Raw genomic sequence first — 22,412 nt, forward strand, 5'->3', positions numbered from 1 at the left:
GCGGCACGACGTGCGCGGGCACTATGCAATTTTAGGGGTTTGCGGTCAATTGAGCTTTATTTTGTAACCTAAGCGCGAAATAACTGCAATCATGAACAGTGATATGAAAATCAACCAAAAGTTGGTATTGCGTACAAAGCTGTTCCAATCAGAGACATAAAGTCCACTCATGGTGGAATCGAGAAACCCTTTCTGACCAAAATCAAGACCCTGCAAGATTTCACCATGAGGATTTATGATTGCAGAGATACCGCTGTTCGCGGCACGAATCAGGGGAAGACCGGTTTCAACGGCACGCAGGCGGGATTGCAGGAAGTGCTGGTAGGGGCCTGGCGTATCTCCAAACCAGGCGTCATTCGTCAGGTTGAGGACGAAAGAGGCCTTGGCGATATCGGACGTGATTTCATCCGGGAAAATCGCCTCGTAGCAGATCAGCGGATAGAGGGACTTTCCGTCTGGTAGCGTAATGGGCGAGCGGGTTGAACCAGCAGTAAAGCCACCGGGCATATTGACGATATTGCCGATTCCGACCGAGTTCCAAAGCGCCTCATAGGGAAGATATTCGCCAAAAGGTGTGAGGTGAACCTTATCGGCAGCACCGATGATTTGCCCCTGGCTGTCAATGGCGTAAATCGAATTGTAGTAGCGGGTCGGCTGGCCCGCTGCTCCCCCTTCGGCTCGCACCACACCTGCAATCAATACCTGTCCATCGCTCAACACATCTGCAATACGTGAAAGCGCATCGCGATTTTCCGTCAGAAGGAACGGCACGGAAGTTTCCGGCCAGACAATGATATCCGGCCTTCTCTGGCCCGGCTTCGGGGATTGCGATGACAGTGAAAGATGCTCTTCAAAAACGGCCTGCCGCTCCCTGCTGTCCATCTTTCTTGCCTGATCGATGGAGGGTTGAACGATCCTTATGGTGAAAGGCGTATTCGAGGCCTTTGGGTCGTTGAGGAGAGGCTGGTTCAAGCGGTAATAGCCATAACCAAAATGGGCGCAGGTCAACAGAAGCGACAGAACGACACCCGTTATCAATCCGCGACGCGTTCCGAAAAGTGCGGGTGTCGATAAAACAAAGACTGCGCAGGCAGTCACGCCCAGAACACCTATGGCGTGCGCGGATTGCATCATGATCGGGATCGGCATGACGCCATAGCCGATGGCGTTCCACGGAAAGCCGGTCAGCAGAATTCCACGCAGCCATTCCGCAAGCGTAAAGCTGACGGCAAGCGCTGCTAGACGGCCAAAGCCCTCCGACCACAGGAGACCTGCCAGCATTGTCGCGAAGCCATAGTAAAGCGCAAGGAATGCAGGCAGACCAAATATGGCCAACGGCAGCGCCCAGGCGAATTCATCCCCGTCCACCAGCAGCGCGTTGCCCAGCCACCAGAGCCCGGCGACGAAGTAACCGAAGCCAAAAAGCCAGCCGAGGGCAAAGCTCGCTCGGCACCGTCCCAGAATGCCGGTTCCAGGCGCACTGGCACATCCGTCCATCAGCCAGACAAGAAGCGTAAAGGAGATGAACAGGGCTGCGACAAACGAGAACGGAGGAAGGGCCAAAGCTCCGATCGCTCCGGCGAAAACAGCAAGCAGAGCCCGACGAAAGCCCCATAGCAGAATGACCCTACTCGCCAGACGCTCCATTCCCACCCCTTTCGGATCCGCTCAACGAATCGATTCGGCCGATAAGGTGCGGCCTTCCCGCCAACTGTTTAGCAGGAAGGTTCAAAGGGTCAAAAGATCATCAGGAGGATGTCTGCTCTTCGGCGCGTGGCGTTGAGGCCACTGCCTCAGGCTCGGAAATCGGTGCTTCGTGCTCTCCCTTGGGCGAGCGACGGCGCGCGACGATCTGTTTGCGCCGAACGATGCGGACACGCTTGATGCGCCGCGGATCGGCATCAAGAATCTGAAATTCGAAACCGGGAACCGCCTGAACCAGTTCTCCGCGCACCGGAATGCGACCGAGCGCCGAAAAGATCAATCCTCCCAGTGTGTCAACGTCTTCCAATTGCTCGGCAACGTCGAAGTCCGGCCCGATCGCTTCCGCGATCTCTTCCAGTTCGACACGGGCATCGGCGAGCCAGACATCCTCGCCGATGCGAGAGAACATGACTTCTTCATCGTCATGTTCATCATCGACATCACCAATGACCATCTCGACGATGTCTTCGTGGCTTACCAGTCCATCCGTGCCGCCATATTCGTCGATGACCAGCGCCATCTGGGTGCGGGTTGCCTGCATGGTTCGCAGCAGGTCCGACGCGAGCATGGATGGCGGAACAAACAACACTTTGCGAATGAGGCCTGCCTCCGCCACGGTCTTGCTGAGATCGACGCGTCCCAGATCGAAGGCCGGTCTTGGCACGCGTGCAGGCTTTTCCTTCAAAACCGCATCCGGCGCCACATCCACCTGCACCGTCTTGGCGGTGGAGGTCTTTCGCTTGTTGCGTGCCTGCTTGGCCAGATAGGATAGAAGATCACGGATATGGACAAAGCCACGCGGATCATCCAGCGTTTCGCTGTAAACCGGCATTCGGGAGCGACCTGTTTCCTCGAAGTGGATCAGCAACTCGCCCAGTGTCATCGTAATATCGATTGCTTCGATATCGGCACGCGGCACCATGACATCCTCGATCCGAACCTCCCGGAAACGAAGAATATTGTGCAACATGTCGCGCTCTTCAGGCGAGAATGCCGCACCCACCGCAGTATCGGTCAAAAGGGCATCGGCAAGATCTTCGCGGAGCCGCTCGCCTTGCGCCGGGCGCAGAAGCCGTATGGCTCTCGCCCAGAAGGAATTGCCGTTGCGACTGCTCGGCTCACGTTTTAACGGACTGCCACCTTCATCAGAAGATGACTGATCCGCTTCGGTGCCGCTCTGCGCGGCGCTGGTAGAAATCTCGTTCATGGTTCCAAGTTTACACTATCGGGTCCTGTCCCGCATAGGGATCAGATAGGCCGAGCTCCGCCAAAATGCGAGTCTCCAGCGCTTCCATTTGTTCCGCTTCGTCATCATTCAGATGGTCGTAGCCGAACAGATGCAAAAATCCATGCACCATCAGATGGGTCAAATGGTCCTCGAAAGGCTTCTCGAGGTCAAGCGCTTCCCGCTCGACGGTCTCTCGGGCGATAACGATATCGCCCAGCATCGGACCTGGTTTCTTGCCCGGCGTGATGGGGAATGCAGGAAAGGAGAGCACATTGGTCGGCTTGTCCTTACCCCGCCATTCGGCGTTGATTTCGCGGATCGTTTCGTCGTCCGTGAAGACAAGTGAAAGCTCCACGGGGTGAGGAGGAAAGGGCTGCTCTTCGTGGCGTGCAAGATAACTGGCAGCCAATGCCAGCACCTTGTCTGCCGCTACCAGCAATCCGTCTTCGTCACCCCAGCGCTCGTCTTCGACGCTGATCTGTATATCAAGTTCAGGCATAGAAAATGGGATTCTTACGAATCCGCAGCCTCGCTTTCCTCATGCACGGCATATTGCGCATCATAGGCCTGAACGATCCGGCCAACCAATGGGTGGCGAACAACATCGGTATCCTTGAAGCGGATCACGGAAATACCCTCGACGCCCTTCAGGATCTGCAATGCTTCCACAAGGCCGGATTTCACGCCGCGCGGCAGATCCACCTGGCTCGGGTCGCCGGTGATGATCATGCGGGAATTTTCGCCAAGACGGGTCAGAAACATCTTCATCTGCATGGATGTCGTGTTCTGCGCTTCGTCAAGAATGACTGCCGCATTGGCAAGGGTGCGTCCGCGCATAAAGGCCAGCGGCGCGATCTCGATAACGCCGGCAGTAATGGCGCGCTCCACCTTGTCTCCGGGCATCATGTCATAGAGCGCGTCATAGAGCGGGCGAAGATAAGGATCGACCTTCTCTTTCATATCACCGGGCAAAAAGCCCAGGCGTTCGCCCGCTTCCACGGCCGGACGCGACAGGATGATCTTGTCAACTGCGCCGCGTTCCAGAAGTTGGGCGGCATGTGCAACAGCGAGATAGGTTTTGCCAGTGCCAGCCGGACCGACGCCGAAGACGAGTTCGGAGCGTTCCAGTGCGCGCATATAGGCGTCCTGGGTCGGAGTGCGCGCCGAAATGGTTTTCTTGCGCGTGGAGATCTGCGCCATGGAAAGCTTCGCCTTCCGCTCGAGCGTCGGGAGCGTCAACTGGTCATCGGCTGCCACTGCCATGCGAATGGCTCCTTCCACGTCCGAGACTTCTACGGAGCCGCCCTTTTGAAGACGCTCATACAGGAAATCGAGAGCGCGGCGCGCCTGATTGGTCGCCTGAAGCTCACCGGTAATGCTGACGGAATTGCCACGGGCGCGGGCATCGATATGAAGACGTTCTTCGAGAAGCTTCAGATGCTGATCGAACTGGCCGAACAGTTCGCTTGCCAGCCTGTTATTCTCAAACGTCAAAACGAAGTGATTGGCGTCTATCGCAGCGGTGCGGGTGTTGCGCGATGATGAGGATTGTACCAGTTCACGTCCGTTCAAGTAGGCATGCTCCCAACAGGATCGATAGTCAGAGTTTAACGCTCAATCCGCTCCGCAAACAAGCTGTTTGGTCCGGTGCCGACGATTCGTACAGAAATAATGTCACCGATTTGCGATGATTTTGCATCAACATTCACAGATTGCAGCCACGGGGAACGACCAATCAGCTGCTCAGGCATCCGACCCGGCTTTTCAAGCAGGATATCGATGACTTTGCCGACGCATGATTCGGCGAATTCATGCTGCTGCTTCAAGAGCAATGCCTGCAGCCTTTCCAGCCGCTCCGCCTTGACCTCTTCCGCTACCTGAGAACCAAGCTCCGCGCCCGGCGTTCCAGGCCGTGTCGAATATTTGAAGGAGAAGGATTGCGCATAACGAACTGTTTCCACCAGCTTCAGCGTATCCTCGAATTCGGCATCCGTCTCGCCGGGGAAGCCAACGATGAAGTCGCCGGAGAGAGCGATATCCGGGCGTGCCGCGCGAATACGTTCAATCAGGCGAACATACTCTTCCGCCGTATGACGCCGATTCATTGCCTTGAGGACCCGATCAGATCCCGCCTGAACCGGAAGATGGAGATAGGGCATGAGGGCACGCAGGTCGCGATGCGCCTCGATCAGCCGATCATCCATGTCACGGGGATGGCTTGTCGTGTAGCGAAGTCGCGCAAGGCCCGGAATTTCTGCCAGTCGATAGAGAAGATCGCCAAGCCCCCAGCTTGAACCGTCCAGTCCGGTTCCGTGCCACGCATTGACGTTCTGCCCCAGCAGCGTGATCTCACGGACCCCCGCATCGACGAGCTTGTTTGCCTCATCGAGTATCTGCGCCAGTGGACGGGACACCTCGGAACCGCGGGTGTAGGGAACGACGCAGAAGGTGCAGAACTTGTCGCATCCTTCCTGCACCGTCAGGAAGGAGGTTACACCGCGCGAGCGGATCACCTTTTTGTCCGGCACCGGCAGGTGTTCGAACTTGTCTTCGACCGCGTAGTCTGTATCGACAACACGTTCGCCCTGACGCGCGCGTTTCAGAGCTTGCGGCAGGCGGTGATAGGTCTGCGGACCGATGACGACATCGACAGCGGAGGAGCGGCGCAGAATTTCCTCGCCTTCCGCCTGCGCAACGCAGCCCGTGACGCCAATCATCAACTCCCTGCCCTCGGCATTGCGCTCTTTCTTCATATCGCGCAAACGGCCCAGAGCGGAATAGACCTTATCGGCCGCTTTTTCGCGGATATGACAGGTGTTCAACAGTACGAGGTCAGCGTCCTCAGCCGTATCGGTCGTGACATAGCCTTCGCTGGCAAGCGCGTCGCCCATACGCACGGAATCGTAGACATTCATCTGACACCCGTAGGTCTTGATGAACACCTTACGTGCATTGGTGCGGTCAGCGGCCTGAGCCACCGGGTTCGGGATGAGAGCTGTCTGGTCGGTCATGGCGGGTTCTTTACTGCAAGATCGCCCGGAAATGAAGGGTTCTTTCAGCCAGAACGCGGGTAAAGGCGCTGATTGAGCATGGTGCGCAGGCGCGAGACCACCGATGCGCCGGCAACCTTGCGGTTCGTGTCTGCGCGAAACTCGACAGCCTCACCAAAATCCACGTCGACTTCCAGCGCTTCGGCCTTCAGAACGCCCATCAGGTGGGGCGTAAGCTCTATATCACCGGGCCAGGCTGCGATCGGTCGATAATATCGCCCCATCGGCATTCCGTAGATGCCCGTATAGGCAATGGAAACCGGCTGCACATAGACCACACCCTCTGGTGAGGAGGCCACGGCGGCGCTGGCGGCGCCGAAAAGCGATGACTTCACATCAAGCAGACGGTTGCCATCCGATGTCGTCCCCTCAGGGAAGAGAACGACGATCTCGCCACCGCCAAGCCGCGATGCAATCTCGTTCACTTGGTCTCCGGCTTTGCGCTTCTGTTCGCGCTCGACGAAGATCGTCTTCTGAAGCTTGGCCAGAACGCCGAAGACCGGCCAGTTGGCGACTTCCGCCTTGGCGACGTAGACCACGTCTGCGACGGAGCCGAGGACGAGGATATCCTTCCAGGATGCATGGTTTGCAGCGATCATCAGCGGGCGACGAGCTTCCAGGTTCCCGTGAGTGCGAACATGGAGACCCAGCAGCCGACAGGCCACCCGATGCCAGAAACGTGGCAGGGTTCGTCGCAGCCGCCAGTCGAACTTCAGCCCCAGCAGTTGAACCGGCAACAGACAGAGTGTGACGACTGCAAGGATGAAAACAATCGCGACGATTCGCAACCAGGCGATCACGTGTCGTCCTTGTCGAGCGGGATACCATAAAGCTCCAGACGATGGCCCACGAGCCGGAAGCCATGCTCGCGTGCAATGCGCTCCTGCAGCGCCTCGATTTCGGCGGAATGAAACTCGATCACCGTGCCGGTTTTCACATCGATCATATGATCATGATGCTCTTCCGGCACCGTTTCGTAACGCGAGCGGCCATCGCGAAAATCATGCTTTTCGATGATCCCGGCATCCTCGAACAGCTTGACCGTGCGATAGACAGTCGAAATCGAAATGCGCGGATCGATCTTGCTGGAGCGCCGATACAGTTCCTCGACGTCCGGATGATCATCGGATTCCTGCAGGGTCCGCGCAATCACCCGGCGCTGCTCGGTCATGCGCATGCCCTTTTGAGCACAAAGCTCTTCCAGCGATTTGGTCAAATCGGTCATCGTGTCACGGCCTTGCGCGTTCCCGTCATCGCCAAGGGACTAGCGAAGATCACGCTTCATGACAAGCGCCGCGGAACGCGTTCCATCGGCGCTCGCATAATAGGCAGGTCTGCGGGCAACCTGCTTGAAGCCAAGCCTGCGATAAAGCCCGACAGCCGGGTCGTTGGTCTCCTCGACTTCCAGGAACATCTCTTCGGCGCCGCGCTCCACCGCATCGCGAAGCGCTGCCTGCATCAGCCGCCAGCCGAGCCCGGAGCGACCGACTTTTTCGCCAACAGCAATCGTGAGAATTTCCGATTCGCCGCCCGCCTCACGGGCAAGCACGAAGCCACCCAACGGCCTGCTGAAGAAAGCATTCGTTTGAATGGCGCAAAAGCCGAAGACACCCGACTGTTCGAGAAGGTTCAAAACCTCCTGCTCACTCCACTGGCGAGCAAAGCGCTGCCCGTGCATCTCCGAAACGGCAGCCGCGTCCGCATCGCGCATCGGTACGATGTCGAAAAACGGCTTCCAGGTCAGGTAGTCCTCAAACATGAAGTCTCGTCAGGCACGAAGTAGGGCAAAACCATCCTGCGGTTTAGCATCCGGCCCGCGCAGGTAAAGAGGTTTTGGCAAATCCACAGTCACGTCCGCCAAGGCAGCAAGCCGGGCGACCACGGCGATGTCGAACCGATCGGGTTCGACTGTCTTGTCCGCATCGTCGAGCAAGGCGCAAGCGGTGCCGGTCACTTTAGCTCCGAAATGTGCAACCCAACGTCGGAGTTGCTCAACATCAATGCTTTGCGGTGGATTAAGCGGCTTTCCATCCACCGCAAAGACCTGTGCATAGATCTCGTCGCGTTTGGCATCCATGGCGGCTATGACGGGAAGTGATGAATCTGCATTGAGATGCATTCGCGCGAGCGTGTGCAGCGTCGACACGCCGACCGTATCGACGCCAAGAGCCAGACCGAAACCCCGGGCAGCGGCAACACCGACACGAATTCCGGTGAAGGAGCCTGGGCCAATCGTTACGCCGATCCGCTCGATGCTACCCAGCGAAATACCGGCAGTACCCACAGCTTCTTCAACCATGGCCATCAGCCGTTCTGCATGCCCTTTGCCGATCCGCTCGCTTACGACCGACAACATCTGGCCGGACGCGGCGTCAAGAACCGCGGCGGAGCAATCCACCCCCGCCGTATCGATTGCCAGAACCTTCATGGAGGATCAGAGCGCTTCGACTGCTTGTACTTCAGGCACAAAATGGCGCAGCAGGTTCTGTACACCGTGCTTCAGCGTTGCCGTCGAGGACGGGCAACCCGAGCAAGCGCCCTTCATGTTCAGGTAGACTGTTCCTTCGCGGAAGCCCTTGAACGTGATGTCGCCACCATCCTGAGCAACAGCCGGACGGACACGCGTTTCGAGCAATTCCTTGATGGTCGCGACAATGGTTTCATCGCCCGCATCGAAGAACTCGCCTTCCTCATCGGTTGCTTCCGCAAAGCTTGCAGAACCACCCATAACCGGCTGACCGGACATGAAGTGTTCCATGATGGAGCCGAGGATTGCTGGCTTCAGATGCTGCCACTCCTGCGCTTCCTTCGTGACGGTCACGAAATCGTAGCCGAAATAGACGCCTGTGACGCCCGGAATATTGAACAGACGTGCTGCAAGCGGTGACGCCTGGGCTTCATCGGACGAGCGGAAATCGGCGGTGCCCTTTTCCATCACGACCTTGCCCGGCAGAAACTTTAGCGTTGCAGGGTTCGGGGTGGCTTCGGTCTGGATGAACATGTCGCATCTCCTTGGCGGCTCTCGCAGCGCCAGTTTAGAATTCTTCAAAAGAAGATAGTCGCATTCAGCTTTATGTTCAAGTGCGCCTTTGCTCAACGAGGGTCAAGAGCGATCAGCAGAGTGCGTCGATTTCGTCGTCGCTGAGTGTATCCGGCAGAACGGTGACCGGAATGGGAAAAGCGGCGGTGCGGCCGGCAAGCGAGGCGACCAGTGGGCCCGGCCCTTCCTTTGCGGAACCGGCAGCCAGAACCAGAATGGCAATGTCCCGGTCTTCTTCGATCGCGGCATTGATCTCTTCAGCAGCATTTCCTTCGCGAATCACGATTTCCGGATCGATGCCAATGGTCTCGCGCACTTTCTGCGCCACCTTTGCCATGACTGCCTCGGCCTCCTCACGCGCCTCCGCACGCATGATCTGCTCAACACCCAGCCATTGCTGAAAATCCCCCTCGGGGATCACATAGAGCATGACCAGAGAGCCATTGGTATTCTGGGCGCGGCGGCCTGCATAGTGCACGGCGCGCTCGCATTCCGGCGTACCGTCGATCACGGCCATGAACTTGCGCCGGTGCCCCTCCAGCCGTGACAGTCGCTTTGAAACCATGCTTCCCCTCCGTCACCTCGACCAATCCCATCGAGATTGCGGAATCTATACGAAAACTGCCAAATGAAAACCCGCCGGTCATGACACCAGCGGGCTCACATGAAACTGATCTTTTCTATCAGCGCAGGAAGCCGACGATGTCATAAACGTCGTTCATCACCGCTTCGGCTCGGGCGCGGGCGCGCTCACCGCCATCCTTCAGGATTGCGTCGATATGCGAGGTATCCCCGAGCAGACGGCGCATTTCGGCGCTGATCGGTGCCAGAACCTGAACGGCCAGATCGGCCAGCGCGGGTTTGAAAACGGAGAATTGCTGACCGCCGAATTCCTTCAGAACATCGGCCTTCGTCCTATCGGCAAGAGCGGCATAGATACCGATCAGATTGTCCGCTTCCGGACGCCCGGCCAGCCCTTCGACTTCCGACGGCAGACCGTCGGGATCTGTCTTTGCCTTGCGGATCTTCTTGAGAATTTCGTCAGCATCATCCATCAAGTTGATGCGAGACAGATCGGACGGGTCGGACTTGGACATCTTCTTGGTGCCATCGCGCAAGCTCATGACGCGGGGTGCCGGACCATCGATCAAAGGCTCGACCAGCGGGAAATAGCCATGGATCGGCTCTTCGCCGACCACCATGTCCACGCCCTGACCTGTGGTGCGGATGCGCTCCTGGAAATCGATGTTGAACTTCTGCGCAATATCACGCGCCAGTTCCAGATGCTGCTTCTGGTCGTCTCCGACCGGCACGTGGGTCGCGCGATAGACAAGAATATCGGCAGCCATCAGGCTCGGATAAGCGAGAAGGCCGAGGGATGCGTTTTCACGATCCTTGCCGGCCTTGTCCTTGAACTGCGTCATGCGGTTCATCCAGCCGATGCGCGCAACGCAGTTGAAGATCCAGGCCAGTTCCGCATGCTGCGGCACAGCCGACTGATTGAAGACGATATGCTTGACCGGATCGATACCGGACGCGATGAAGGCGGCAGCAATCGAGCGGATCTGTCCTTTCAGATCCTCATGCACGAGTTGCGCCGTGATCGCGTGGAGGTCAACGACGCAATAGATGCAGTCGTTGTTCTCCTGAAGCGCCACGAATTTGCGGATGGCGCCAAGATAATTCCCGAGATGCAGGTTTCCGGTCGGTTGTACGCCGGAAAAGACAAGCGGCTTGAAGCTGTTCATATCGTCCTCGATAGGCTGGTGGAGGGCCACAGGCTTTCGGAAACGAGGCATCGGAAAGGGTGAAGTCTTTCCGCGTCCCGCCCCTGACGGCCAGGGTTTTCAAGCCGCGCTTGAAGCACGACGCTCGCAACCGATCAAGAGGGCATCACGATGCGTGCTGGATCAGATCCTTCAAAACGCATTTCCACAGGCGGTCCACAGTCGAACTACTTTGCACGTCATAAATTCCGCAATGGTTAATGGATCTTAGCAATTAAGGCAGCGACTTCTCTAATTTGAGCAAATTTGTCCTTATTGACGTCACTTTGAGAAACGAAATGCTCCGCACATTCTTTTGCGGCTGTCCGAGGGCCGCACAGTTACGGAGTTCAAATGCGTTTACTTCTATGTGTCGGGCTTAGTCTCGCCATCGCGGCCACATCCGCCATTGCCGGAGAGGCCTCCACAGAGAGCAACGGTGTCAAGAAGCGCCGCGCCAATCTATTCAAGCACGATTATAGCGCGGCCTATACGGTACAAAGAGTCAGCGTCCGGACAGGATGCTTTCCCGAAAAGCTGGAGGCGATCCTCGCTCATATTGCGCAGCAGACGGGTCGCAAGCCCGTAGTGACGTCAGGCCATCGTCCCCGCGCCGGGGCCTCACAGCACAGCCATTGCCTCGCCGCCGACATCCGGGTTCCGGGTGTGTCTGATCGCAAAGTGGTGGCTGCGGCCAGCACAGCCCCCGGAATTGGCGGCATCGGGCGCTATTGCAATGGCATCATCCACGTCGATGTCGGGCCAAAGCGTCGCTGGGTCTATTGCTGATCGTCTGCTGTGGGAGCAGGCGCCCGCTTTCCACGCTTCAGATTTCGCCGGATCATGCCGAGATCGGCGCCGCCGATCAGGAAGGCGATGCCGAAATAGGTCACCATCGCCAATCCGATCAGACCGAACAGTGCGCCGAGCTGATGCAGAAGTCCGCTTCCCGGTGTCAGCCAAGGCGCAGCATAGGGCATGGCATAGATCAATCCCGCGCTCATGAACGCGGTCGCAATCAGTAACATCAGCACTCGTCGCGCAAACGACCATTCCCAGGTCAGGTCGCCACGTTTCCATAGCGTGAAGAACAAGAGGCAGGTGTTGATCCAGCCAGCAGCAGCTTCCGCCGTCGCAATGCCCCTTTCCGCGATCAACGGAAACAGGCTTATGGCGAGCGCGGAGTTGACCACGACCGAGACGATGGTGAAACGCATCGGCGTCTTGGTATCTTCGCGTGCGTAAAAGCCTGGCTGCAGCGCCTTGATCATCACAAAGCCCGGCAGGCCAACACCGTAAATGGCGAGGATAGACGCAACGACAGCGGTATTGTCAGCGCTGAAGGCTCCACGCTCATAGAGAACGCGAATGATGGCTTCGGACAGGATCCAGATACCTGCAGCGGCGGGGAGCGTCAGAAACAGCACGAATTCCAGAGAGCGGTTCTGGATGTTCGATGCCTCCTTCATGTGCCCACCCTTCAAGGCACGCGCGAGTTCCGGCAGAAGCACGACACCGACAGCCACGCCCACTACACCCAGCGGCAGCTGGTAGATGCGGTCGGCATACTGGAGCGCCGCGATAGCGCCTTCCTTGCCGGACGCTATGGCCTGCCCGATGATCTGGTTGATCTGGGTAATGCCGCCTGTCACCGCCGCCGGGACGGCCAGGACCAGCAAGCGCTTGACGTTCGGCGTCATTTTCGGTCGGCGGAAACCGATGCGGATGCCCGCATGGCGCACGCCGAAATAGACTATGGCAAGCTGGACGATCCCCGCCGCGAGCACGCTCCAGGACAGGTACCAGCCTGTCGTCAGCGGATCGGCACCGGTCCACAGCGCATACAAGAGCGCGCTGATCATGATGACGTTCAGGAAGACCGGCGCAATGGCTGCCGCGAAGAAATGATGCAGCGAATTCAGCATGCCGCTCATCATGGCCGTCAGCGACATGCACATGAGATAGGGGAACATGACGATCGCCATGCGCACCGTGATCGCCGTCTTCTCGGGATCATCGGCAAAACCGGGTGCTATGATCCAGCGCACCAGCAGCGGCATGGAAAGCTGCATGCCAATGGTGATGACGAGAAGTGCCGTGAAGAGAACCCCGAAGACTTCTTCCGAAAAGCGCTTGGCACCCTCGACGCCATTTGCCTCGATCTCCTTGGAGAACAGCGGCACGAAGGCGGCGTTGAATGCGCCTTCCGCGAACAGACGACGGAACAGGTTCGGAAAACGGAAGGCCGCATAGAAGATGTCCGCCATCGGGCCCGTGCCGAGGGCCGCAGCCATCAGCGTCTCACGGGCAAAGCCGAACAGGCGGCTGCCGAGCGTTGCGCCGCCGACCGTCGCGAACTTCTTGACGAGGCTCATGCGTCTGCCCGCGTCTTGCGCGGCGGGTTGCCTGCACGCACCGCGACCGGATCCGGTGCAATGATGCCGGAGGGCATTCCGCGGCGAAGCTCGTCTTCCTGCTCGCTCAGAACCGTCTTCAGGCGCTGGACGATGGTGCCCTGCCGATTTTCATTGGTGATTTTCGACCCAACGAGATCGGTTACATAGAAGGTATCGATGACCTTCTCGCCGAACGTGGTGATGCGCGCCGAATGGATGTCGAGCGACAGATCCGCAAGCACGACGGTGATATCGGCAAGGAGACCCGTCCGATCCAGCCCCTCCACTTCGATCACCGTAAACTTGTTCGACAGCGTGTTGGAAATCGTCACAGACGGATGAACGGTAAACGTCTTGTTTTTCTTCTTGGCCTTGGCCCGTGTTGCAATCACTTCCGGCAGGCGCTTCTTGCCAGACAAAACGTCCTCAATCATCCGGCAGACGGTCTTGGCGCGGCGAAGTTCGTCCTCATCATCGGGGAATTCGCGGTTGATGAGAATGGTATCCAGGGCGCGGCCATCGGTTGTCGTGTAGATCTGCGCATCCGCAATGTTGGACCCCGCCGCGGCGCAGGCGCCTGCGATGATCGACAAGAGGCGTGGATGGTCAGGCGCCAGGACCGTGATTTCCGTGATGGCCCGGAAGCTATCGGTGCGCACCATGGTTGCCAGCGCCTGCCCGCCCTTGTCCGCATCGCGGATGAACTGCGCATGCCGCAACTGGTCTTCGAGCGCGACAGACAGGAGGTAGGGCTGGTAATGGAGCTTGGAATAGGTCTTGCGGTCCTTCTGGCTCCAGGAATCCAGTGCATTGGCCAGCGCTTCTTCGGCAGCCTTGGCGCGTTCCTTGCGGGAGACCTCGGAGAAGCCGCCGGACAGGAGGAGCTCCGTTTCGTAATACAGCGTGCGCAGCAACTGGCCTTTCCAGCCGTTCCAAACACCCGGACCGACCGCGCGGATGTCACAGATCGTCAGGACCAGCAGCGCCTTCAGCCGGTCAAGCGATTGCACCTTGTCGGCAAAGTCCGTCACGGTCTTGCGATCATGGAGGTCCCGGGTCTGGGCTACCATGGACATCAGAAGATGCTGGTCGATGAGCCAGGCAACCAGTTCGACCTGCTTCGGCTTCAAGCCGAAACGGGGACCCAGTTTGCGGGCAACACGCGCACCGGCAATCGAATGATCTTCCTGCCGCCCCTTGGCGATGTCATGCAGAAGCACGGCTACATAAAGCGCTTCGCGTTCCTCGATCGAGGGCATCAGCTTGTTGGCGAGCGGATGCTCATCCGCAAAGCGACCCTTGTCGATATCGGAAAGGGCTTCGACAGCGCGGATCAGGTGCTCGTCCACCGTGTAGTGGTGATACATGCTGAACTGCATCATCGCGACGATCTTGCCGAATTCCGGGATGAAGCGCCCCAGAACACCAGCTTCGTTCATGCGCCTGAGCGTCAAAGCCGGTTCAAGCCGTGATGTGAGGATCGAGAGGAACAGCCGGTTGGCTTCGGCATCCTCACGCAATTTGTCGTCTATGAGATGCAGGCTGCGTGTAATCGCCTGAAGCGCGTCCGGATGATATTCAAGGCCATGGAGATCGGCCACATGAAACAGACGGATGATGCTGACCGGATCCCGCTTGAAGACCTCGGGATCTGCCAGGGCGATGCGTCCACGATCTTCAACGAACTCCGAGCTTCCGGGGAGCCTGCGCACGCGACGGCGGAAACGCCCGATCACGCCCGTAATGCCGGGAGCAGGTTTTGCCTGCTCTTCCTCAAGCGCGGCACAGAGGATTCGCGTCAGATCCCCCACATCCTTGGTGACAAGGAAGTAGTGCTTCATGAAGCGTTCGACGGCAGAGAGGTTTGGTCTATTGTTATAGCCCAGATTAGCGGCGATCTCGCGCTGGATATCGAAGGAAAGCCGCTCCTCCGCCTTTCCGGTTACGAAATGCATCTGGCAGCGTACGGCCCAGAGAAAATCTTCCGCCTTCTGGAAGAGACGCCATTCACGGCGAGACAGGACACCGAGCTTCACAAGCTGGGCGGTATCCCGAACACGGTAATGATACTTGGTAATCCAGAAGAGGGTCTGGATATCGCGAAGTCCGCCCTTGCCTTCCTTGACGTTGGGTTCGACCAGATAGCGCGTATCGCCAGCCTTCTGGTGCCGCTGGTCGCGCTCGCCAAGCTTTGCCGCGATGAAGTCTTCAGCGCCGTGACTGACGATTTCGCTATCGAAGCGATACTGCAGTTCATCCGACAGAAGCTTGCGACCGCAGATGAACCGCATCTCCAGCACTGCGGTGCGGATCGTCATGTCCTGCTTGGACAGTGCGATGCATTCATCGACGGTGCGGGTGGCGTGGCCTACCTTGAAACCGAGATCCCACAGAACGTAGAGAAGAAACTCGATCGCCTTTCGCATTTCGTCTGTGTTCTTGGCGGGCAACAAAAAGAGCAGATCGATATCAGACCCTGGCGCCAGCGTGCCGCGGCCATAGCCCCCTACGGCAGTCACTGAAACCTGCGCCGCAGCTGTCGGGTAAAGCTTGGCGGTTACCGTTTCGAAGATAATGGTGATCAATTGATCCTGAACGTAGGAAATACGCTCTGCGCAATTCAGGCCGCTGCCATCCTCGGCCAGAAGCTCTCTGGCCCGGTCACGGCTTTCATTGCTCGCCTTGCGAAAAATGGGCAGCAAGGCTGCTCGCATTTCCAGGATCTTGTCGGCCCCTCGTTCCAGAACCGCCTCGCAGTCCTTTCTCAGTTGAGCCACATCCAGAAGTCCGGAAAATTCTATCTCGTGTCTTGCCATGTTATCCCGCCGGGTGCCGCACCCTGCGCTACAGCCTCAATCGCATCGTGTCGATACCGCATTGAGACGTAACGCCTCATTGCGGCACAGTGGTGCCGCAGTGTTGCCAGAGCGTTTCAGTTCTGCGGATAGATTTCATATCCGGACCGATTTTCCAATCCTTGGTTTCTCATGTCTTACTGATTAACGAAGCACGAAGCTTCGAGCGCCACTCGCTGGGGCTCATTCCCGTTACCCGGCGAAACTCGCGATTGAAGTTGGACTTCGTCGCGAAACCGGCATCGAGCATCATCGTCGTCAAGGGCTGATCCGTCTCTTCCAGCAAACGGCACACTTCGCGTATCCGGCGATTGTTGACGAATTGCGATACGTTGAGACCCGTTGCACGGTTGATTGCTGCAGAGACATCCCTTGCAGGGGCACCCACCCGGCGCGCCAGCTTGGCAAGGCTTAAGTCCTCCTGCCGGTAGAGATCCTTGGCATCCAGCGCCTCCTGGATACGGATCAGAAGAGCCTGATCGTCAGCGGAAGGCACCGTCTTTTCCGGTTCGAGTGCCGGCCGATCCCGGCCAAAGGCCTGCGGCGCGAAACCGTAGACGGCCACCGTCACAAGTACGGCGATGTTCATGGCCGTTACGACCGCCGGCACCGCTTCGTTTCCATAGAGGAAAGTGAAGGCCGCAAGACCTGCATCCGTCAGGCCAAAGAATAGCAGCAGCACAGCACAGAGCCGCGCAGCGCGGAGCGCTGGTAGCATTCGAGGCAAAGGCGTTTCCGCGACCGCATCCGGATGATCATAGGTGAAGCGATAAAGCAGGACGCCGTAGGCGATGAATGTCGTCATCAGCAGCAGGTCGGTCAGGAACGGGAAAAAGGCGACCGCCATTGCGACGGCGAGAAAGGGCAGAACGTGCAGCCACGGTTTTTCCGAGCGGATCGCCGCCAGCGAACGAAATGCAAGGTAGGCAAGAGGCGGCATCGCAGCCGCGGTGGCTGGCTGAACCAGATGCAGCCACCCTACTCCGTAACCAAAACGAAGGCCGATAATGATGCCTTGCAAGGCGTAGGCGATCAGGAAGACCGTGAAGTATCGCTTTGAACCCGGTGTCTCGACGCCTTTCAGATTTCGATAGAGCGTGAGCGCAAAGACCAATCCAACGATGAATGGCAGTGGAATGGAAAGCACGGCAACGCCTCGGCAATCTCTTTGAACCGGGGTGGCCTTATCATGAATTGCGAACCGCCGTCACGGCACCTGCTTCATGCTCCCAGCTGTTTTCGCAGCGCATAAAGCGCATCCAGCGCCTCGCGCGGTGTCATCTCATCCGGGTTGATGGCCTTCAACGCTTCTTCCACCTTTGAGGGACCGCGCTTTTCCTGCTCCTTGCGCACCGCCACCTGAAACAGCGGCAGATCATCGATCAACTGGCTTGCCGGGTTCTTGCGATCGGCATCCTCAAGCTTGTTCAAGACATCTCGGGCACGGGCAACCACGGCATCCGGCAAGCCTGCGAGTTTCGCCACCTGGATCCCGTAGGAGCGATCAGCTGCCCCCGGGCCCACCTCGTGCAGGAAGATGACATGGCCATCCCACTCCTTCACCTTCATGGTGGCATTGGACAGGCGGTTCAGCTTTTCCGAGAGCACCGTCAACTCATGGAAATGCGTCGCAAACAGGCCGCGGCAGCGGTTTGCCTCATGTAGATGTTCCACCGCTGCCCAGGCGATGGAGAGACCATCGAACGTGGCCGTGCCGCGCCCGATCTCATCGAGAATAACCAGCGAACGATCGGTTGCCTGATTGAGGATGGCAGCCGTTTCCACCATTTCCACCATGAAGGTGGAGCGTCCGCGAGCCAGATCGTCAGACGCGCCGACGCGAGAGAACAGCCTGTCCACGACACCGATCTGAGCCTTGGTGGCGGGAACGAACGAACCCATCTGTGCGAGAATGGCGATGACAGCGTTCTGGCGCAGGAAGGTCGATTTGCCGCCCATGTTCGGTCCGGTGAGCAACCAGAGCGCACCGAAGCCGCCCGCCTTCTGCGGCGAAAGATTGCAATCATTGGCGATGAACGATCCGGACGACTGACGGCGCAAAGCCTGTTCCACAACCGGATGACGCCCGCCTTCGATGCAGAACTGACGGGAAGCATCGACCTCCGGCCTGCAATAATTCCATTCCTCGGCCAATAGCCCAAGAGCTGCCGCGACATCGATCACCGAGAGTGCGCGGGCACCTGCCTTGATGACTTCGGCGTGGGCAAGCACCATACTCGTCAGGCGGTCGAAGGCTTCCAGCTCTATGGTCAGCGCCCGATCGGCCGCATTGGCGATGCGGCTTTCCAGATCGGCCAATTCCGTCGTGGTAAACCGCATGGCATTGGCCATGGTCTGACGATGAATGAAACGAGCCTTGGCTTCCGGCGTATCGGTCATCGGTCCAGCATTGCCCGCCGTGACTTCAATGAAATAGCCCAGCACATTGTTGTGCTTGATCTTCAGCGACTTGATGCCGGTTTCTTCTGCGTAATGCAGTTGCAGCCCCGCAATGACGCGACGCGACTGGTCGCGCAGCGCCCTCACCTCATCCAGCTCACCATGCGCACCGTCGCGCACAAACCCACCGTCACGCTTCAGAAGCGGCAGGTCGTCGCCAAGAACACGATCCATCTCGTCCTCGACGAAGCGAGGAAGTGCTGAAAGATCCTTCAATGCAGCAGACAGCTCCTCCGGCAACAATGCTCGCCCGAGAAAATCCGCAACTTGGCGGGCTGCTGCCAGCCCTTGCCGGATAGCACCCAGATCTCGCGGTCCGCCACGATCCAGCGCAAGGCGGGACAAAGCACGGGGCATGTCCGGAACATGCTTGAGCGAGGTGCGAAGATCGCCACAGAGGGATGGCTCATCGATGAGAAAGGCGACGCTATCGAGGCGCCGGTTGATCTCGTCCGGGTCGGTCAGCGGCGACATCAAACGCTCCGCCAGAAGCCGTGCACCGCCGCCGGTTACCGTGCGGTCTATGGCTTTCAGAAGCGAACCGTCGCGGTCTCCCGCCAAGGTGCGGGTGAGCTCCAGATTGGCGCGCGTGGCGGGATCGATGAACAGCGTGGACGCGCCGCTTTCCCGCTCGGGCGGATTGAGCGGCGGACGCTCCGCAATCTGCGTTTTCTCCACATAGGCCACAGCGGCGGCAGCAGCAGCGAGTTCAGCCCGCGAAAATGCGCCGAAACCATCCAGCGTGCCGACACCGAAATAGCGCGTAATGCGCCCTTCCGCCGAGGCGCTATCGAAGAGAATAGCTGGTTGAGGCACGGCGACCCTTCCCAACACGTCGAAGGTCGGCTTCAGTTCCTCATCGTGGAATACGCTATCGGCAACGATCAATTCGCGCGGTTCAATGCGCAAAATGTCTGCCAGAAGCCTGAGTTGCGTCGTTTCCGCCAGCCGGAAGACGCCGGTGGAAATGTCGATCCAGGCAAGCGCCAGTTGCGGCTCAGAACCACCCTTGATGCGGGCGAGCGCCATCAGATAATTGGATTCAGAAGGCGAAAGCAGCTTGTCCTCGGTCAAAGTACCGGGAGTGACCAGACGCACGACATCGCGCTTGACGACAGACTTCGAGCCTCGCTTTTTTGCCTCTGCCGGGTCTTCCACCTGCTCGCAGACAGCGACACGAAATCCAAGAGAGATCAGCTTCTGCAGGTAATCGTCTGCTGCATGGATGGGCACGCCACACATGGGGATATCCTGCCCCAGATGCTGGCCGCGCTTCGTCAGGGTAATTCCAAGCGCGCGGGATGCCTCGACGGCGTCTTCGAAAAACAGCTCGTAGAAATCGCCCATGCGGTAAAACAGCAGCGAATCCGGGTTGTTCGCCTTGATCTCGATATACTGTTCCATCATCGGCGTTGCCGAAGCACGGCTCTCGGGCGAGACCAGTTCCGCTGTGTTCAACACGTCTGAGGTAAAGCTAAGCAAGATCATCCAGCCATTTTTTGTTGCGCAGGCTAATCCGTAACTCTATCGATTATGACCCCGGGAACACAATATCGCGCATCCGAAACAGAACGGATGCCCACAGGATGCTGGAGGAAACATGGCGCCCAAGGAAAATCATCCCAAGAATGGTGGGAAACGCTCTCGCCCGAGCGTGACCGAAAAGGAAGCGCTTGATTTTCACTCGGAAGGGCGCCCTGGCAAGCTCGAGATCGTTCCGACAAAGCCGATGGCGACGCAGCGGGATCTGTCCCTGGCCTACTCGCCGGGCGTCGCGGTTCCCGTCAAGGCCATCGCTGCCGATCCGGCAGCGGCCTACGACTATACCACGCGCGGCAACATGGTGGCCGTCATCTCCAACGGCACGGCAATCCTCGGCCTTGGCAATCTGGGTGCATTGGCCTCGAAGCCGGTGATGGAGGGCAAATCCGTTCTCTTCAAGCGCTTCGCCGATGTCGATTCCATCGACCTGGAAGTCGACACGGAAAATGTCGATGAGTTCATCAACTGCGTTCGCTATCTCGGCCCCTCGTTCGGCGGCATCAATCTTGAGGATATCAAGGCGCCGGAATGCTTCATCATCGAGAGCCGACTGCGCGAACTCATGGATATTCCGGTTTTCCACGACGATCAGCACGGCACGGCCATCATCGCCGCCGCTGGCCTGATCAACGCGCTGGAACTGACAGGGCGCGACCTGAAGAACACGAAGCTTGTCTGCAACGGCGCGGGTGCAGCGGCAATCGCCTGTATCGAACTCATCAAATCCATGGGCTTCAATCCGGAGAACATTATTCTCTGCGATACCAAGGGGGTGATCTATCAGGGTCGCACCGAGGGCATGAACCAATGGAAGAGTGCGCATGCGGTGAAAACCGACCGGCGCACGCTGGAAGAAGCCATGAAAGGCGCAGACGTCGTCTTCGGTCTGTCCCAGAAGGGTGCCTTCACCGAAGAAATGATCCGTTCCATGGCGGAGCGGCCCATCATTTTCGCCATGGCAAACCCGGATCCGGAAATCACGCCGGAAGAGGTGGCGCGTATTCGCGACGACGCCATTATGGCGACGGGGCGTTCCGATTATCCGAACCAGGTCAACAACGTCCTCGGCTTCCCTTACATCTTCCGCGGTGCGCTGGATGTTCGCGCCCGCCAGATCAATGATGCGATGAAGATCGCGGCGGCGGAAGCGCTTGCAAACCTTGCCCGCGAAGACGTGCCGGACGACGTTGCCGCCGCCTATCAGGGCATTCGTCCGCGCTTCGGGCCGCAATACATCATTCCGGTTCCCTTCGATCCGCGCCTCATCTCGGCCATTCCGGTGGCCGTTGCCAAGGCAGCAATCGAGAGCGGTGCCGCACGGCGCGTGATCGAGGATCTCGATGCCTATGGCCGCGAGCTTTCGGCCCGCCGCGACCCGATTGCCGCGACGACCCAGAACATCTACGCGCAGGTGCGTCGCAGCCCCAAACGGGTTGTCTTCGCGGAAGCGGAAGAAGAACAGGTCATGCGTGCCGCCGTCTCCTTCATCAATCAGGGCCTCGGCACCGCAATTCTGCTGGGCCGCGACGATGTGATCCGGTCGACGGCGGAGCGGGCCGGCATTGAGCTTGACCGCCCCGGTATCGAAATCGTCAACGCTCGTATCTCCAACCGCGTGGAAGCCTATATCGATTACCTCTACGCCCGCCTTCAGCGCGAAGGCTATCTGCAGCGTGATGTTCAGCGCCTGATCCACAACGACCGCAACCACTTCGCAGCCTGCATGGTGGCGCTCGGTGATGCGGATGCGATGGTGACGGGAACGACGCGAAACTACGCGACGGCCCTTTCCGATGTTCGGCGCTGCATCGATCCGAAGCCGGGTCATAAGGTGATTGGCGTGTCGATCGTGGTCTCGCGCGGACGAACAGTGTTCGTGGCCGACACCGCTGTTCACGACATGCCAAGCGCACAGGATCTCGCGGATATTGCCTGCGAGGCCGCTCGTCTGGCACGGCGCATGGGTTACGAGCCACGCGTAGCCATGCTTGCCTATTCCACCTTCGGACAGCCACGCGGAGAACGCTCCGAGCGTGTGCGCGAAGCTGTTGCGATCCTTGATCAGCGGCGTGTCAATTTCGAGTATGATGGCGAGATGGCTGCGGATGTTGCACTGAACGCGGCCCGCATGGAGCAATATCCGTTCAACCGGCTATCCGGCACCGCTAACGTTCTGGTCATGCCAGCCATTCATTCGGCATCCATATCCACACGCATGCTGGAGGAACTGGGCGGCTCGACGCTGATTGGTCCGTTGCTGGTCGGTCTCGATAAATCGGTGCAGATTACGTCCATGGGGGCAAAGGATGCCGACATCGTCAACATGGCAGCCATCGCGGCTTATAACGCGGGAAGCTGATAGAATAAGCCC

Annotated in this window: 18 protein-coding genes; 2 read left to right on the top strand and 16 right to left on the bottom strand. The window is 58.4% G+C overall.

The genetic code is table 11. The annotated features are described in order from the left end of the window. Nucleotides 1-45 precede the first annotated feature (45 nt). The 12 genes from lnt to trpS all read right to left on the bottom strand — a co-directional run bounded on the left by lnt (nt 46) and on the right by trpS (nt 10,770). Nucleotides 46-1,647 (bottom strand): apolipoprotein N-acyltransferase, encoded by a 1,602-nt coding sequence (gene lnt / locus G6N80_RS09090; protein ID WP_165133169.1) that lies wholly within the window; start codon nt 1,645-1,647, stop codon nt 46-48. A gap of 100 nt (nt 1,648-1,747) precedes the next feature. Beyond that, nucleotides 1,748-2,911 carry a hemolysin family protein gene (locus G6N80_RS09095; protein WP_062555205.1) on the bottom strand — a complete coding sequence of 388 codons (1,164 nt, stop codon included), beginning with the start codon at nt 2,909-2,911 and terminating at the stop codon, nt 1,748-1,750. A gap of 10 nt (nt 2,912-2,921) precedes the next feature. Then, the gene (ybeY, locus tag G6N80_RS09100) at nt 2,922-3,431 is read right to left on the bottom strand and encodes an rRNA maturation RNase YbeY (protein ID WP_165133189.1); all 510 of its coding nucleotides are present in this window, start codon (nt 3,429-3,431) and stop codon (nt 2,922-2,924) included. A gap of 14 nt (nt 3,432-3,445) precedes the next feature. Continuing rightward, the gene (locus G6N80_RS09105) at nt 3,446-4,504 is read right to left on the bottom strand and encodes a PhoH family protein (RefSeq protein ID WP_062555203.1); all 1,059 of its coding nucleotides are present in this window, start codon (nt 4,502-4,504) and stop codon (nt 3,446-3,448) included. Between the two features lie 35 nt (nt 4,505-4,539). Then, entirely contained in the window at nt 4,540-5,943 is a 1,404-nt protein-coding gene (gene miaB, locus G6N80_RS09110; RefSeq protein ID WP_062555202.1) for a tRNA (N6-isopentenyl adenosine(37)-C2)-methylthiotransferase MiaB, read from the bottom strand. A gap of 44 nt (nt 5,944-5,987) precedes the next feature. Further along, the gene (olsA, locus tag G6N80_RS09115) at nt 5,988-6,782 is read right to left on the bottom strand and encodes a lyso-ornithine lipid O-acyltransferase (protein ID WP_165133192.1); all 795 of its coding nucleotides are present in this window, start codon (nt 6,780-6,782) and stop codon (nt 5,988-5,990) included. Next, nucleotides 6,779-7,207, bottom strand: a complete 429-nt coding sequence (locus G6N80_RS09120) for a Fur family transcriptional regulator (protein WP_062555200.1) — start codon at nt 7,205-7,207, stop codon at nt 6,779-6,781. Before G6N80_RS09120 ends, olsA begins: the two co-directional genes overlap by 4 nt. 39 nt (nt 7,208-7,246) lie before the next feature. Continuing rightward, a complete protein-coding gene (locus tag G6N80_RS09125; protein ID WP_062555199.1) occupies nt 7,247-7,741 on the bottom strand; it encodes a GNAT family N-acetyltransferase in 495 nt (164 codons plus the stop codon). Between the two features lie 9 nt (nt 7,742-7,750). After that, a complete protein-coding gene (gene tsaB / locus G6N80_RS09130) occupies nt 7,751-8,410 on the bottom strand; it encodes a tRNA (adenosine(37)-N6)-threonylcarbamoyltransferase complex dimerization subunit type 1 TsaB (RefSeq protein ID WP_165133195.1) in 660 nt (219 codons plus the stop codon). Between the two features lie 6 nt (nt 8,411-8,416). Beyond that, the gene (locus G6N80_RS09135; RefSeq protein WP_062555197.1) at nt 8,417-8,983 is read right to left on the bottom strand and encodes a NifU family protein; all 567 of its coding nucleotides are present in this window, start codon (nt 8,981-8,983) and stop codon (nt 8,417-8,419) included. Between the two features lie 112 nt (nt 8,984-9,095). Next, a complete protein-coding gene (locus G6N80_RS09140) occupies nt 9,096-9,587 on the bottom strand; it encodes a universal stress protein (protein WP_062555196.1) in 492 nt (163 codons plus the stop codon). Between the two features lie 118 nt (nt 9,588-9,705). Continuing rightward, complete coding sequence (gene trpS / locus G6N80_RS09145) at nt 9,706-10,770, bottom strand: tryptophan--tRNA ligase (RefSeq protein WP_062555474.1); 1,065 nt, start codon at nt 10,768-10,770, stop codon at nt 9,706-9,708. A 372-nt stretch (nt 10,771-11,142) separates the two neighbouring features. On the opposite strand from trpS, the gene G6N80_RS09150 reads away from it, so the two are divergent. Further along, the gene (locus tag G6N80_RS09150) at nt 11,143-11,577 is read left to right on the top strand and encodes a YcbK family protein (protein WP_165133198.1); all 435 of its coding nucleotides are present in this window, start codon (nt 11,143-11,145) and stop codon (nt 11,575-11,577) included. Here the strand turns inward: G6N80_RS09150 and murJ are convergent. From murJ to mutS, 4 genes are all read right to left on the bottom strand, one after another. Beyond that, nucleotides 11,568-13,163 carry a murein biosynthesis integral membrane protein MurJ gene (gene murJ / locus G6N80_RS09155; RefSeq protein ID WP_062555194.1) on the bottom strand — a complete coding sequence of 532 codons (1,596 nt, stop codon included), beginning with the start codon at nt 13,161-13,163 and terminating at the stop codon, nt 11,568-11,570. The two genes, G6N80_RS09150 and murJ, sit on opposite strands and share 10 nt — an antisense overlap. Next, nucleotides 13,160-16,000: a [protein-PII] uridylyltransferase gene (locus G6N80_RS09160; protein ID WP_165133201.1), complete on the bottom strand. Its 2,841-nt coding sequence runs from the start codon at nt 15,998-16,000 to the stop codon at nt 13,160-13,162. Before G6N80_RS09160 ends, murJ begins: the two co-directional genes overlap by 4 nt. A gap of 169 nt (nt 16,001-16,169) precedes the next feature. Beyond that, entirely contained in the window at nt 16,170-17,186 is a 1,017-nt protein-coding gene (locus G6N80_RS09165) for a helix-turn-helix domain-containing protein (protein ID WP_165133204.1), read from the bottom strand. Between the two features lie 74 nt (nt 17,187-17,260). Further along, nucleotides 17,261-19,987: a DNA mismatch repair protein MutS gene (gene mutS / locus G6N80_RS09170; RefSeq protein WP_165133207.1), complete on the bottom strand. Its 2,727-nt coding sequence runs from the start codon at nt 19,985-19,987 to the stop codon at nt 17,261-17,263. 112 nt (nt 19,988-20,099) lie between these two features. Here mutS and G6N80_RS09175 point away from each other — a divergent pair, with 112 nt between their 5' ends. Further along, on the top strand, nt 20,100-22,400 hold the full coding sequence (locus tag G6N80_RS09175) for an NADP-dependent malic enzyme (protein WP_165133210.1): 2,301 nt from the start codon (nt 20,100-20,102) through the stop codon (nt 22,398-22,400). Nucleotides 22,401-22,412: the final 12 nt, after the last annotated feature.

The sequence above is a fragment of the Rhizobium rhizoryzae genome, from assembly GCF_011046895.1.
In the GTDB taxonomy this organism is placed as follows: domain Bacteria; phylum Pseudomonadota; class Alphaproteobacteria; order Rhizobiales; family Rhizobiaceae; genus Neorhizobium; species Neorhizobium rhizoryzae.